Source organism: Pseudomonas sp. UBA6699 (genome assembly GCF_002454615.1).
Classification (GTDB): domain Bacteria; phylum Pseudomonadota; class Gammaproteobacteria; order Pseudomonadales; family Pseudomonadaceae; genus Aquipseudomonas; species Aquipseudomonas juntendi.
Genome location: NZ_DKJF01000106.1, coordinates 1 through 13,061 on the forward strand (window position 1 = coordinate 1; position 13,061 = coordinate 13,061).

Annotated in this window: 12 protein-coding genes; 5 read left to right on the plus strand and 7 right to left on the minus strand. The window is 63.3% G+C overall.

The window, feature by feature from the left end:
* Positions 1-103: 103 nt before the first annotated feature.
* Positions 104-2,023, minus strand: a complete 1,920-nt coding sequence (locus B3361_RS20800; RefSeq protein WP_054882058.1) for a methyl-accepting chemotaxis protein — start codon at positions 2,021-2,023, stop codon at positions 104-106.
* Positions 2,024-2,267: 244 nt separating this feature from the next.
* Complete coding sequence (gene ypfJ, locus B3361_RS20805; RefSeq protein WP_009682254.1) at positions 2,268-3,161, minus strand: KPN_02809 family neutral zinc metallopeptidase; 894 nt, start codon at positions 3,159-3,161, stop codon at positions 2,268-2,270.
* 225 nt (positions 3,162-3,386) lie between these two features.
* Between ypfJ and pcaH the strand changes: the two genes are divergently transcribed.
* Together pcaH and pcaG are read left to right on the plus strand one after the other, a co-directional pair.
* Positions 3,387-4,106, plus strand: a complete 720-nt coding sequence (gene pcaH, locus B3361_RS20810; RefSeq protein ID WP_009682255.1) for a protocatechuate 3,4-dioxygenase subunit beta — start codon at positions 3,387-3,389, stop codon at positions 4,104-4,106.
* A gap of 10 nt (positions 4,107-4,116) precedes the next feature.
* Positions 4,117-4,722, plus strand: a complete 606-nt coding sequence (gene pcaG, locus B3361_RS20815; protein WP_009682256.1) for a protocatechuate 3,4-dioxygenase subunit alpha — start codon at positions 4,117-4,119, stop codon at positions 4,720-4,722.
* A 35-nt stretch (positions 4,723-4,757) separates the two neighbouring features.
* Here pcaG and B3361_RS20820 read toward each other — a convergent pair whose 3' ends face one another.
* The 5 genes from B3361_RS20820 to B3361_RS20840 form a co-directional block, all read right to left on the minus strand.
* On the minus strand, positions 4,758-5,192 hold the full coding sequence (locus tag B3361_RS20820; RefSeq protein ID WP_154211741.1) for a cupin domain-containing protein: 435 nt from the start codon (positions 5,190-5,192) through the stop codon (positions 4,758-4,760).
* A 103-nt stretch (positions 5,193-5,295) separates the two neighbouring features.
* Positions 5,296-6,201 carry a LysR family transcriptional regulator gene (locus B3361_RS20825; protein ID WP_054906156.1) on the minus strand — a complete coding sequence of 302 codons (906 nt, stop codon included), beginning with the start codon at positions 6,199-6,201 and terminating at the stop codon, positions 5,296-5,298.
* Between the two features lie 58 nt (positions 6,202-6,259).
* On the minus strand, positions 6,260-7,345 hold the full coding sequence (trmA, locus tag B3361_RS20830; RefSeq protein WP_286920343.1) for a tRNA (uridine(54)-C5)-methyltransferase TrmA: 1,086 nt from the start codon (positions 7,343-7,345) through the stop codon (positions 6,260-6,262).
* Complete coding sequence (locus B3361_RS20835) at positions 7,342-8,637, minus strand: NCS2 family permease (protein WP_009682260.1); 1,296 nt, start codon at positions 8,635-8,637, stop codon at positions 7,342-7,344. The genes trmA and B3361_RS20835 overlap by 4 nt, the downstream gene beginning before the upstream one ends.
* A 190-nt stretch (positions 8,638-8,827) precedes the next feature.
* On the minus strand, positions 8,828-10,048 hold the full coding sequence (locus B3361_RS20840) for an MFS transporter (protein ID WP_054906158.1): 1,221 nt from the start codon (positions 10,046-10,048) through the stop codon (positions 8,828-8,830).
* 344 nt (positions 10,049-10,392) lie between these two features.
* Between B3361_RS20840 and B3361_RS20845 the strand changes: the two genes are divergently transcribed.
* Genes B3361_RS20845 through B3361_RS20855 form a run of 3 tightly spaced genes read left to right on the plus strand, consistent with a single transcriptional unit; the run spans position 10,393 to position 13,005 of the window.
* Positions 10,393-11,829 carry a cytochrome ubiquinol oxidase subunit I gene (locus tag B3361_RS20845; RefSeq protein ID WP_286920344.1) on the plus strand — a complete coding sequence of 479 codons (1,437 nt, stop codon included), beginning with the start codon at positions 10,393-10,395 and terminating at the stop codon, positions 11,827-11,829.
* Positions 11,830-11,832: 3 nt separating this feature from the next.
* On the plus strand, positions 11,833-12,840 hold the full coding sequence (gene cydB / locus B3361_RS20850; protein WP_009682263.1) for a cytochrome d ubiquinol oxidase subunit II: 1,008 nt from the start codon (positions 11,833-11,835) through the stop codon (positions 12,838-12,840).
* A gap of 9 nt (positions 12,841-12,849) precedes the next feature.
* A complete protein-coding gene (locus tag B3361_RS20855; RefSeq protein ID WP_009682264.1) occupies positions 12,850-13,005 on the plus strand; it encodes a DUF2474 domain-containing protein in 156 nt (51 codons plus the stop codon).
* Positions 13,006-13,061 lie beyond the last annotated feature (56 nt).

Here is a 13,061-nt window from a genome sequence, read left to right on the forward strand (position 1 = left end):
CATAGAATCTCCCACAGGTACGGCGCTGTTTCTGATCCTGCACCGTTGCTGTGGCAGCCTGGCTTGCCGGCGCTGGGCCGCTCAGCGGCCCCAGGGCTTGCAGTCAGACGCGGAACTGGCTGACCAGCGTCTGCAACTGCCCACCCAGGCGCGCCAGTTCGACGCTGGATGCTGCCGTTTCATTGCTGGCCGCCGCCGTCTGCTCAGACACATCGCGCACATTGAGGATGCTGCGGCTGATCTCCTCGGCCACCGCACTCTGCTGCTCTGCGGCCGCGGCAATCTGCTGGTTCATCGACTGAATACCCGACACCGTGCTGGTAATGCTCTCCAGCGAGGCCCCGGCCTTGCGCGCCAGTTCCACGCTGCTGTCGGTCAGGGTGCGGCTGCCTTGCATGGCGCTGGCCACTTGCTGGGTACCCTGCTGCAGGCCAGCAATGAGCTCTTCGATTTCTTCGGTGGACTTTTGCGTACGCTGCGCCAGGCCGCGGACTTCATCGGCCACCACGGCGAAGCCGCGCCCGGCTTCACCCGCCCGCGCCGCCTCGATCGCCGCGTTCAGCGCCAGCAGGTTGGTCTGTTCTGCCACCGACTTGATCACGTCCATCACGCTGCCGATTTTCTGGCTTTCCTGTTGCAGCAGGCTCATGGCTTCAGTGGAGCGGTGCATGTCCTGGGCCAGGCGCTCGATCTGGCCGATCGCTTCACCGACCACACGGTCGCCGGCGCGGGCTTGCTCGTCGGCACCGGTGGCGGCGTGCGAAGCCTGTTCGGCATTGCGCGCCACTTCTTGCACGGTGGCGGCCATTTCGTGCATGGCGGTGGCCACCTGGTCGGTTTCGACCTTCTGGCTATTGGCCCCGGCACTGGTCTGCTCGGTCACTGCCGACAGTTCTTCGGCAGCGCTGGCGATCTGGGTCACGCCGTCGCGGATGCCGCTGATCAGCTCGCGCAAGGTGGTACCCATGCGCGCGATGCCTTGCTGCAGCACGCCCAATTCGTCGCGGCGGGTGACGCGCAGTTGCTGGGTCAGGTCGCCACTGGCGATCTTTTCCACCGCCAGCAGCGTTTCGCGCAACGGGCGGGTGATCTGCCGGGTGATCAACACCGCGCCCAGCACGCCGACCAGCAACGCCAGCAGCGTGGCGATGGCCTGCAGGCTGCGGGCCTGGCTGCTTTCGACGTCGCGACGCTGCAGCTGGATCTGGTACAGCGCATCGCTGCGCTTGACGATATCGGCACCCTGTACGGTCATTTCCGCACGCGCGGTGGTGATGCTGGCGACCGCATCGCGGAACTGGCGTACGGCATCACGGTAGGCCCGTACCGCGCTTTCCAGCTGCTGCAGGCGTGTGCTTTCACCCGGCATCTGGCCTTTGAGGTTGTCGACATTGGCCAGTGCTGCATCCAGCTGGCGCAGGGCGGCCTGCTCGTTGCTGGCACTGTTGTCGGCAATGTAGCCGCGCACGTCGATGCGCACCTGCAGCAACTGCTGGCGCGCCTGGCTGATCAGTTGGTACTGGGCCAGGCGCACGCTGTCGGCTTCCGGGCGGGCCATGACTTCCTGGCTGAGCAGGTCCATGGCCTGGTCGGCGCCGGCGGCCGAGCTGTCCATGGTGCTACGCGCTGCGCGCGTGGCGTCGTAGCCTTGGCGCATCTTGTTCAGCGACAGCTTGTAGGCGCTGATGGTTTCCCCCAGCTCACCCAGCAGCTTGACGTTCTCGGGGCTTTTGAAGGTACTGGCCAGGTAGGCCTGCTGCTTGCTGAAGGCGTTCAGCTTGGCCTGGGTGTTGGCGGCCGCGGCATCGTCGCCATTGGCGATCATGTACTGCAGGCGGGCCACGCGCAGGTCGGTCAGGTCTTTGTTCAACTGGCCGATGTCGCTCATCCAGTTGCTACGGTCGATCAGGCTGCCCAGGCTGGTCCAGCCAGTCAGGGCCAGCAGGCCGGTGAGGACAAGCACCAGGCCGAAGCCCAGGCCCAGTTTGAGGTTGACGCTGATGTTGGCAAACCAGCTGTTCATGCACGCACTCCAGAAATAGTTTTCGCTCTTTTGATGTTCGATCGCCAGGCGTTATTGTTCTGGATGCCCGCTGATTCATGCAGGGGTTATCGGCAATGCTGCGGGAAGCTGAAACGCTTTTTCAGCAAAAAAAAGCGTGCGGGTTTTTGTAGGCGCGGCCTTGCCGGTGCGCCGGACCGGTGGGAAAGGGCCGCGAAGCGGCCCCAGGGTTCCAGCGGTGACGCAGCAGCCTGTTGGCGAGGTATCAGAGGCTACGGGCACTGAAGGTGTCGCAGCGGTCCACTTCACCTTCGGCAAACCCGGTCTTGAACCAGCGTACGCGCTGGGCCGAGGTGCCATGGGTAAATGAGTCCGGCACCACACGGCCGCGCCCTTGCTGTTGCAGGCGGTCATCGCCAATGGCGTTGGCAGCGTTCAGCGCCTCCTCTACATCGCCCGGCTCCAGCCAGTTCAGGCGCTTCTGTGCCTGGTAGGCCCAGACACCCGCCAGGCAGTCCGCCTGCAGTTCCTGGCGTACCAGCAACCCATTGTCGCCCTCCATGCGCTGACCACTGCGGCGGGCGGCGTCGACCTTGGCCGAAACCCCCAGCAAGGTCTGTACGTGGTGGCCAATTTCGTGGGCGATGACGTAGGCCTGGGCAAAGTCGCCAGCCGCGGCGAAACGGGTTTCCATTTCGCGGAAGAACGACATGTCCAGGTACACGCGCTGGTCGGCCGGGCAATAGAACGGCCCCACGGCCGCAGAGGCAGCGCCGCAGGCCGAATTGACCTGGCCACTGAACAGCACCAGCTTCGGGTCGCGGTACTGTTTGCCTGCTTCGGCGAACAATGCCTTCCAGGTGTCCTCGGTATCGCCCAGGATCGAGGCCACGAACTGGGCCTGTTCATCGTTGGCCGGTGGCGCCTTGGCGCCAGCACCGCTTGGCGCGGTCTGGGTCTGCTGCTGCTCCACCTGGCCGGCCAACTGGCCGAGGATCTGCAGCGGGTCCTGCCCGGTCAACCAGCCGATGCCGACGATCAGCAGGATCGCCCCCAGGCCCAGGCCCTTGCCGCCGCCAAAGCGCATGCCGCCCCCACCGCCACCTTCGCCCCGGGCATCGACCACGTTGTCGCTGCGTCGGCCTTTTCGCCATTCCATGAGTGCTCTCCCGAGCGTGAAACAAGAAGTGAAAGATTAGTTCACGACAGCAGCGGGTGTTAGGTCCAGGTGGTCATGCATAACCAAATGGATATGTTTGAAGTGCCTCATTTCAATATTCACCGCGCGCGACATGCCGGAAACTGTATGTAGGAGCGGGCTTGCCCGCGAAGGGTTCAATAAGCCCGCCTGTGCATCTCCATAATTCCAAGAGAGGAAACCGGCATGCCCGCCCAGGACAACAGCCGCTTCGTGATCCGTGATCGCAACTGGCACCCCAAAGCCCTCACCCCCGACTACAAGACCTCCGTTGCCCGCTCGCCGCGCCAGGCGCTGGTCAGCATTCCGCAATCGATCAGCGAAACCACCGGCCCGGATTTTTCCCACCTGGGCTTCGGTGCCCATGACCATGACCTGCTGCTGAATTTCAATAACGGCGGCCTGCCGATCGGTGAGCGCATCATCGTTGCCGGCCGCGTTGTGGACCAGTACGGCAAGCCTGTGCCCAATACCCTGGTGGAAATGTGGCAAGCCAACGCCGGTGGCCGCTACCGCCACAAGAACGACCGCTACCTGGCACCGCTGGACCCCAACTTCGGCGGTGTCGGCCGCTGCCTGACCGACCGTGACGGCTACTACAGCTTCCGCACCATCAAGCCGGGCCCGTACCCGTGGCGCAACGGCCCGAACGACTGGCGCCCGGCGCACATCCACTTCGCCATCAGCGGCCCGTCGATCGCCACCAAGCTGATCACCCAGCTGTATTTCGAAGGCGACCCGCTGATCCCGATGTGCCCGATCGTCAAGTCGATCGCCAACCCGCAAGCCGTGCAGCAGTTGATTGCCAAGCTCGACATGAGCAACGCCAACCCGATGGACTGCCTGGCCTACCGCTTCGACATCGTGCTGCGCGGCCAGCGCAAGACCCACTTCGAAAACTGCTGAGGACCCCGCCATGCCAATCGAACTGCTGCCGGAAACCCCTTCGCAGACTGCCGGCCCCTACGTGCACATCGGCCTGGCCCTGGAAGCGGCCGGCAACCCTACCCGTGACCAGGAAATCTGGAACCGCCTGGCCAAGCCCGACGCCCCGGGGGAGCACATTCAGCTGATCGGCCATGTCTACGACGGCAACGGCCACCTGGTGCGCGACTCGTTCCTGGAAGTGTGGCAAGCCGACGCCAACGGCGAGTATCAGGATGCCTACAACCTGGAAAACGCGTTCAACAGCTTCGGCCGCACCGCCACCACCTTCGACGCCGGTGAGTGGACGCTGTACACGGTCAAGCCCGGCGTGGTGAACAATGCCGCTGGCGTACCGATGGCGCCGCACATCAACATCAGCCTGTTTGCCCGTGGCATCAACATCCACCTGCACACGCGCCTGTATTTCGATGATGAAGCGCCGCTCAATGCCAAGTGCCCGGTGCTCAACCTGATCGAGCAGCCGCAGCGCCGCGAGACGCTGATTGCCAAGCGCTGTGAAGTGGACGGGAAAACGGCGTATCGCTTTGATATCCGTATTCAGGGGGAAGGCGAGACGGTGTTCTTCGACTTTTGATGTAGACGTCGGGGCCGCCAAGCGGCCCCGATGCCTCAGCCTGCAACGGGTTTGAGGTCGAACGCACCCGCCTGATGCTGAAACAGCAGGCAATCGGCAGCCGCCGTGCAGCCACTTTCATGTATCAACCCGGCCGGCAGATTGTAATAGGCGCCTGCGGGATACTCGATGCGCTTGCCGTCGATCACCGCATAGAAAGTCCCCTTCAGCACGACCGTCGGCAGTGCCTGACTGTGCTGGTGCAGGCCGTTGTCGGTGCCTTTGCTGAATTTCACATAGGCCGAGTAGGGCCCCTTGCCGAAGATATCGCCTTCAACGTTGGCGAAGCTGACAGCGCCATTGGTATTGGGCACGTCCTGCCAGTTCAAGGCCGTGTGGTCGGTGACTGAAACGACTGGTTGTGCCGCGTTGGCGCCAACTGCCAAGGTGCCGAGTGCCAACGCTGCGATGAATGCCTGCACTGCTTTCATGCTGGAGTACCTTTGTTGAGTGATGGTCAACGAAAGGCTAACTCACCGTTCAGGGCACAAATACGGGCAGAACCAGCCATGACTTGTGTCAATCACGCACAAATCAATATTCCCACCTCGCTTGTGAATAGTACGCCTGTACGTAATCCAGCAACGCGCGCACCTTGGGCGGCAGGTAGCGGCTCTGTGGATAAACCGCGTAAAGCGTGCGCGCTGGCAGTTTCCAGCCTTCCAGCACCGGTACCAGCCGCCCGTTCTGCAGGGCATCGTGGACGATGAAGCGGTCGAAGCTGGCGATGCCTAGGGCGCCTATGGCGGCAGCGCGCAGGGCCATCGGGGAATTAGCACTCAGGCGTCGGGGCATGAGTATGTCGCGCTGTTCGCCTTGGGTGTTGGTCATTTGCAGGCGCTGTGGGTGCGGTAGCTGGCTATAGCCGAGCAGGGGGTGGCCAGTGAGTTCGTCGGGCGTAGCCGGTGTGCCGTGTCGCTGCAGATAACCCGGGGCTGATACCAGCAACACCTCGCTGCCCGTCAGCCGGCGCGCCACCAGGCTGGAGTTCGGTAACTGGTCGGTGACCCGCAAGCACACATCAATTTCCGCCTCGAGAAGGTCGACGAAGCGGTCGCTGCAGTGCAGCTCGATCTGCAACAGGGGATGGCGCTCGACGAAATCCGGTAGCCAGCGACCCAGCTCCAGTTCACCAAAGGCTGTGGCCACGCCCAGGCGCAAGGTGCCAGTGGGCTGTTGCTGATGCTCCGACAATTCCAGGCTCATCGCCTGCATCTGTTCGAGAATCTGCACGCAATGGCGATAGAACAATGCGCCGGCTTCGGTGAGGTGCAAGCGGCGCGTGGTTCGGGTGAGCAATTGCGCGCCGAGGTGGCGTTCAAGCTGCTTTACCTGGCGTGACAGGACGGTATGCGAGACCCCCGCCTGACTGGCAGCGGCGCTGAAACTGCCGAGATCGACCACCCGGCGGAAAGACTGCATGGCACTGAACTGGTCCATCGGCATCACTCTCCTGGCAAGCTGCGCTGGGGCCAGCCAGGCCCCAGTGCAGCGCGGATCAGCGCCGGACCAGCAGCACGCCGCTTTCCATATGGTGCGTGTACGGGAATTGATCGAACAGCGCGCAGCGTTCGATACGGTGGGTATCTTGCAGCTGAGCGATGTTCTGCGCCAGCGTTTCCGGGTTGCACGAGATGTACAGGATCCGCTCGAAACGCCGGGTCAGCTCGCAGGTATCCGGGTCCATACCCGCACGCGGCGGGTCGACGAACACCGTACCGAAGTCATAGGCTTTCAGGTCAATGCCTTCCAGCCGGCGGAACGGCCGCACCTCGTTCAGCGCCTGGGTCAGCTCTTCAGCCGACAAGCGCACCAGCCGCACGTTATCCACAGCGTTTTCGTCGAGGTTGCTCAACGCGGCATTGACCGACGTCTTGCTGATCTCGGTGGCCAGCACCTGGCGCACGCGGGTGGCCAGTGGCAGGGTGAAATTGCCGTTGCCGCAATACAGCTCCAGCAGGTCGTCCTCACGCTCGCCCATTGCCTCGAACGCCCAGCTCAGCATCTTCTGGTTCACGGCACCGTTAGGCTGGGTGAACGCGCCTTCTGGCTGGCGATAGCTGAACACACGGCGAGCCACGTCGAGTTTTTCCACCGCGTAGTCGCGGCCGATCACCAGGCGCTTGCCTTTGGAGCGGCCAATCACGCTCACGCCCAGCGCCTCGGACAGCTGCCGTGCAGCCACTTCCCAGGCCTCATCCAACGGGCGGTGGTAGCACAGGGTAATCATGGCGTTGCCAGCCAGGGTGGTAAGGAACTCCACCTGGAACAGGCGGTTGCCCAGTGCTTCGCTGGCCTGCCAGGCTGCCTTCAGGCGCGGCATGAGTTCGTTGATGCGCAGGCTGGCAATCGGGAAGTCGTCGATCAGGATCGCCTTGTGCTTCTCGCCCGGGGCGAACATGGCGTAGTGGCGCTGGCCATCCTCGCGCCACAGGCGGAACTCGGCGCGCAGGCGGTAGTGCTCGCGTGGCGAGTCGAAAACAGCCGGCTCTGGTGCGCCGAACGGTGCCAGCAGCTCGCGCAGCCGGGCGACCTTGGCGTCCAGCTGGGTGGCGTAGGAGGAGGGGTCGAAAGCAGCACTCATGCGTTGAACCAGCCCAGCTTGATGACGAACAGGATGGAAAGGATCACCAGCGCCGGGTTCAGGTCGCGGTAGCGGCCGGAAATCAGCTTGACTGCAGTCCAGGCGATGAAGCCGAAGGCAATACCGTTGGCAATCGAGTAGGTCAGCGGCATGGCCAGGGCAGTCACCACCACCGGTGCGGCTTCGGTCACGTCGTCCCAGTTTATCTCCGCCAGGCCCGAGGCCATCAGCACCGCAACGAACAGCAGCGCCGGGGCCGTGGCGAAGGCCGGCACGCTGCCGGCCAACGGTGCGAAGAACAGCGCCAGCAGGAACAGTACGGCGACCACGATGGCCGTCAGGCCGGTACGGCCACCGGCGCTGACGCCGGCAGCGGATTCGATGTAGCTGGTGGTGGTCGAGGTGCCCAGCAGCGAACCGGCCATGGCCGCGGTGCTGTCAGCGATCAGCGCACGGCCCATTTTCGGCATGTGGCCGTCCTTGCCCATCAGCCCGGCGCGCTTGGCCACGCCGATCAGGGTGCCGGAGTTGTCGAACAGATCGACGAACAGGAAGGCGAAGATCACGCTTACCAGGCCCACATCCAGCGCGCCGGCGATATCCAGCTGCAGGAAGGTCGGGGCCAGCGATGGCGGCATGGATACGATGCCGCCGAACGGCGTCACGCCCATCACGATCGCCGCGACGGTCACCGCCAGGATGCCGATCAGCACGGCGCCGCGCACTTTCAGTGCTTCCAGGCCGACAATCAGGAAGAAGCCCAGCGTGGCGAGAATCGGGGCCGGTTGCTTGAGGTCACCCAAGCCCACCAGAGTTGCCGGGTTATCGACGACGATGCCGGCATTATGCAGGGCGATCAGCGCCAGGAACAGGCCGATACCGGCAGCAATTGCCGAGCGTAGCGGCAGTGGGATGCTGTTCACGATCCATTCACGGATACGGAAGATCGACAGCAGGAAGAACATCACCGCCGACAGGAACACTGCACCCAGTGCCACCTGCCAGGTGTGGCCCATGTGCAGCACCACGGTGTAGGTGAAGAACGCGTTCAGGCCCATGCCTGGGGCCAGGGCGATCGGGTAGTTGGCGATCAGGCCCATGGTGGTGGAGCCGATGGCGGCTGCCAGGCAGGTGGCGACAAAGATCGCCCCCTTGTCCATGCCGGTCTCGCCGAGGATGCTCGGGTTGACGAACAGAATGTAGGCCATGGCCAGGAAGGTGGTGACGCCCGCAAGAATCTCGGTGCGCACGTTGGTGTTGTGTGCTTTTAGTTGAAACAGCCTTTCCAGCATTCCCGCTCCCAAGGCGCCCGGCGCCACGAATATATCGACCCCAACAGCAAAGCACAGACCGTACCGCTTGCCGTGGTTTTGTGTGGGGCGGAAAAAAGCCGCGCATCATACCAGCATGCTCGGCGGTGGCCTATGGCCGTTGGGGAATGGGTTCGCTGTAGCCTGTATTGGCCCTGTGGCCGGCAACCCATCAACCGCTGTGCAACCGATCCCGCTGGGCCAGTGTAGGGAACAGTTTTATCCATACCCCGGTCACCAGCAACGTGCCCACCCCACCCATCACCACTGCCGGCACTGTGCCAAACCAGTGCGCCGTCACCCCCGACTCGAACTCGCCGAGCTGATTTGAGGCACCAATGAACAGCCCGTTCACCGCGCTCACCCGCCCGCGCATCTCATCGGGGGTTTCCAGTTGCACGAACGAACTGCGGATGACCATGCTGATCATGTCTGCCGCGCCCAGTACCACCAGCACCGCCAGCGAAAACCAGAACGAGGTGGACAGGCCGAAGGCAATGGTAGCCACGCCAAAAATACCCACTGCGGTGAACATGGTCCGCCCGACATTGCGCTCGAATGGAAAACGCGCGAGCCACAGTGACATCAGCAACGCCCCCACCGCTGGCGCCGAGCGCAACAGGCCCAGGCCCAGCGGGCCAGTGAGCAGGATGTCCTTGGCGAACACCGGCAGCAGCGCCGTGGCACCGCCCAGCAGCACAGCGAACAGGTCCAGCGAAATGGCCCCAAGAATGTCCGGGCGGCTACGAATGAAGCGGATCCCTGCCAGCAGCGACTCGATGCTCGCACGCCCACGCTGGGTAACCTGGCCGCGTGCCTGCAGGCTCAGGGTCAGGATGCAGGCGATGGCGTAGAGGGCCACCGTCGGGCCATACACCCAGATGCTGCCAAATGCGTACAGAAAACCGCCCACCGCCGGGGCGACGATGGTCGCCGACTGGGTGGCCGAGGCCGAAGCGGCCACCGCCCGTGGGAACAGCCCTGGCGGTACCACGTTGGGTAGCAGCGCCTGGGTGGCTGGCATTTCGAACGAGCGCGTGGCGCCCAGCAGGAAGGCCAGGGCAAAAATCAGTTCCCGGGTAACGTTGTCGGTGGCGCTGCCCACGGCCAGCGCCAGGGCAATCAGCCCCTGCAGGCTCTGGCACAGCGCTGCGACCTTGCGCCTGTCATAGCGGTCGGCGACATGCCCGGTGTGCAGCATGAACAGCACCCGAGGGGCGAACTCGACCAGGCCTACCAGGCCCAGGTCCAGGACATTGCCGGTCAATTGGTAGAGGTGCCAGCCAATGGCCACGGTGAGCATCTGGAAGCCACTGGCGGTGAATACACGGGCCAGCCAGAAGGCCAGAAACGGGCGGTGCTGGCGCAACAACTGCGGTGCGGAATCGGACATCGGTACCCTGGGGCCTCGGCGCAGTGGAGGGGGGCGCAGCGTATCATCTGTTTGTAACAAACAGTTACTGTTTGCCCAGGCCAGCACTTTTTCGCGCGTCATGAAAGCCGGTGGGGCAACCGGTCACGCGGCAATTCACCGCACGGCCCAACCGTGCATTCAGGACTATGCTTCCTAGCAGTCGTTGATCTGGATCAATCGTTCCAGAACTAACGAATGGGCCCAGTGGGCCGGAATCCCTGCGATCGAACAGAACAATTCCAACGCGCCGTACTCGACCCAGTGGGGGCAGTGGGCGACGGTGCCACGAGCCCGTACGCCGGATTATCTGAAGAGGAAGCACCATGTTCGGAATAGAAGCCTTAGAGCTCGCCCGAATGCAGTTCGCCTTTACCGTGTCGTTCCACATCCTGTTCCCGGCCATTACCATTGGCCTGGCCAGCTACCTGGCGGTGCTCGAAGGCTTGTGGTTGCGCACCCACAACCAGGTCTACCGCGACCTCTACCATTTCTGGTCGAAGATCTTCGCGGTGAACTTCGGCATGGGGGTGGTCTCGGGGTTGGTCATGGCTTACCAGTTCGGTACCAACTGGAGCCGCTTCTCCGACTTCGCCGGCGCGGTTACCGGCCCACTGCTCACCTACGAGGTGCTCACCGCCTTCTTCCTCGAAGCCGGTTTCCTCGGGGTCATGCTGTTCGGCTGGAATCGTGTGGGCAGAGGGCTGCACTTCTTCTCCACGCTGATGGTGGCACTGGGTACGCTGGTGTCCACGTTCTGGATCCTGGCCTCCAACAGCTGGATGCAAACCCCGCAAGGCCACGAGATCATCGATGGCCGGGTAGTGCCGGTAGACTGGCTGGCCGTGGTGTTCAACCCCTCGTTCCCGTACCGCCTGATGCACATGGCCACGGCCGCGTTCGTGTCCACCGCGTTCTTCGTCGGCGCCTCGGCGGCCTGGCACCTGCTGCGCGGGCGGGACAACCCGGCGGTGCGCAAGATGCTGTCGATGGCCATGTGGATGGCACTGATCGTCGCGCCGATCCAGGCGGTGATCGGCGACTTCCACGGCCTCAACACGCTCAAGCACCAACCGGTGAAGATCGCCGCGATCGAAGGCCACTGGGAGAACGTGCCCGGTGAGCCGACGCCGCTGATCCTTTTCGGCATTCCTGACATGCAGGCCGAAACCACCCGCTTCAAGCTTGAGATCCCGGCGCTTGGCAGCCTGATCCTGACCCACAGCCTGGACAAGCAGGTGCCGGCGATGAAGGACTTCCCGCCAGAAGACCGGCCCAACTCGACCATCGTGTTCTGGTCGTTCCGCATCATGGTCGGCCTGGGCCTGCTGATGATCTTCGTTGGCCTGTGGAGCCTCTGGCTACGCAAGCGGGGCACGCTGTACACCTCGCGGCCGTTCCTGCACATGGCAGTGTGGATGGGGCCCTCCGGCCTGGTGGCGCTGCTGGCCGGCTGGTTCACCACTGAAATTGGCCGCCAGCCCTGGGTGGTGTATGGCCTGCTGCGCACCGCAGACGGGGTGTCCAACCACAGCTATGCGCAGCTTGGCTTTACCCTGGTGGCGTTCGTGGTGGTGTATTTCGCCCTGTTCGGCACCGGCCTTGGCTACATGCTGCGCCTGGTGCGCAAGGGCCCGCAGACCGGTGAGGGTGATGAAATCAAACCAGGTGGCCCCGGCACCAAACGCACCCCGGCGCGGCCGCTGTCCGCCGCCGATGATGGCCACGAGGCCAACACCGCCAGCCTGAACAAGGGGAACTGAGCCATGGGTATCGACCTTCCGCTGATCTGGGCGGTGATCATCATCTTCGGCGTGATGATGTACGTAGTGATGGATGGTTTCGACCTGGGCATCGGCATGCTTTTCCCGTTCGTGAAGGGCGAGCATGACCGTGATGTGATGATGAACACCGTCGCCCCGGTGTGGGACGGCAACGAAACCTGGCTGGTGCTCGGGGGGGCGGGGCTGTTCGGGGCCTTCCCGATGGCCTACTCGGTGGTGCTCGAAGCGTTGTACTTGCCATTGATCCTGATGCTGATCGGCTTGATCTTCCGGGGGGTGGCCTTTGAATTCCGCTTCAAGGCCACCGCCCGCAAGCGGCACATCTGGGACAAGGCATTCATCTGGGGTTCGCTGATCGCCACCTTCTTCCAGGGGGTGGCGCTGGGCGCGTTCCTGGAAGGGTTCAAGGTGGTCGACCGGCATTTTGCCGGGGGCACCCTCGACTGGTTGACCCCGTTCAGCCTGTTCTGCGGGGTGGGGCTGATCGTGGCCTACACGCTGCTGGGTTGCACCTGGTTGATCATGAAGACCGAAGGTCCGCTGCAGCAGAAAATGCACGAAATCGCCCGGCCCTTGGCGCTGGTGCTGCTGGTGGTGATCGGTATCGTCAGCCTGTGGACGCCGATTGCCTACCCGCAGATCGCCGACCGCTGGTTCAGCATGCCTAACCTGCTGTGGTTCATGCCGGTGCCGTTGCTGGTGCTGGTAACGTTCTATGGCTTGCTCAAGGCCGTGGCCCGCAACGCGCACTACACGCCGTTCCTGCTGACGCTGGTGCTGATATTCCTTGGCTACAGCGGCTTGGGCATCAGCCTGTGGCCGAACATCATCCCGCCGTCGATCTCGATCTGGGATGCCGCAGCGCCAGCACAAAGCCAGGGCTTCATGCTGGTTGGCACCCTGTTCATCCTGCCGTTCATTCTCGGGTATACCTTCTGGAGCTACTACGTGTTCCGCGGCAAGGTGACCCATGACGACGGCTACCACTAGGAGGCCCGCATGATGACTGGCAAGCATGGCCTGGAAGAAAAGAAACCGTTGTGGCAGCGGCTGGGTTGGCTGGTGCTGATCTGGGCGTTGAGCGTAGCCGCACTGGGTGTGGCGGCCTGGGTGATGCGCTTGTTCATGGGGGCTGCGGGCCTGACCACCCATTAAGGTCAGCCTGCTTTGGCCCTATCGCCGGCAAGCCACACACAGGGATCGCCTTAGGG

Coding starts and splice junctions, on each gene's coding strand:
- ypfJ (WP_009682254.1), bottom strand. CDS start 3,161: ATGGAATGGCGAAAAGGCCGACGCAGCGACAACGTGGTCGATGCCCGG.
- pcaG (WP_009682256.1), top strand. CDS start 4,117: ATGCCAATCGAACTGCTGCCGGAAACCCCTTCGCAGACTGCCGGCCCC.
- B3361_RS20855 (WP_009682264.1), top strand. CDS start 12,850: ATGATGACTGGCAAGCATGGCCTGGAAGAAAAGAAACCGTTGTGGCAG.
- B3361_RS20840 (WP_054906158.1), bottom strand. CDS start 10,048: ATGTCCGATTCCGCACCGCAGTTGTTGCGCCAGCACCGCCCGTTTCTG.
- pcaH (WP_009682255.1), top strand. CDS start 3,387: ATGCCCGCCCAGGACAACAGCCGCTTCGTGATCCGTGATCGCAACTGG.
- B3361_RS20800 (WP_054882058.1), bottom strand. CDS start 2,023: ATGAACAGCTGGTTTGCCAACATCAGCGTCAACCTCAAACTGGGCCTG.
- B3361_RS20845 (WP_286920344.1), top strand. CDS start 10,393: ATGTTCGGAATAGAAGCCTTAGAGCTCGCCCGAATGCAGTTCGCCTTT.
- trmA (WP_286920343.1), bottom strand. CDS start 7,345: ATGAGTGCTGCTTTCGACCCCTCCTCCTACGCCACCCAGCTGGACGCC.
- B3361_RS20820 (WP_154211741.1), bottom strand. CDS start 5,192: ATGAAAGCAGTGCAGGCATTCATCGCAGCGTTGGCACTCGGCACCTTG.
- B3361_RS20835 (WP_009682260.1), bottom strand. CDS start 8,637: ATGCTGGAAAGGCTGTTTCAACTAAAAGCACACAACACCAACGTGCGC.
- cydB (WP_009682263.1), top strand. CDS start 11,833: ATGGGTATCGACCTTCCGCTGATCTGGGCGGTGATCATCATCTTCGGC.
- B3361_RS20825 (WP_054906156.1), bottom strand. CDS start 6,201: ATGGACCAGTTCAGTGCCATGCAGTCTTTCCGCCGGGTGGTCGATCTC.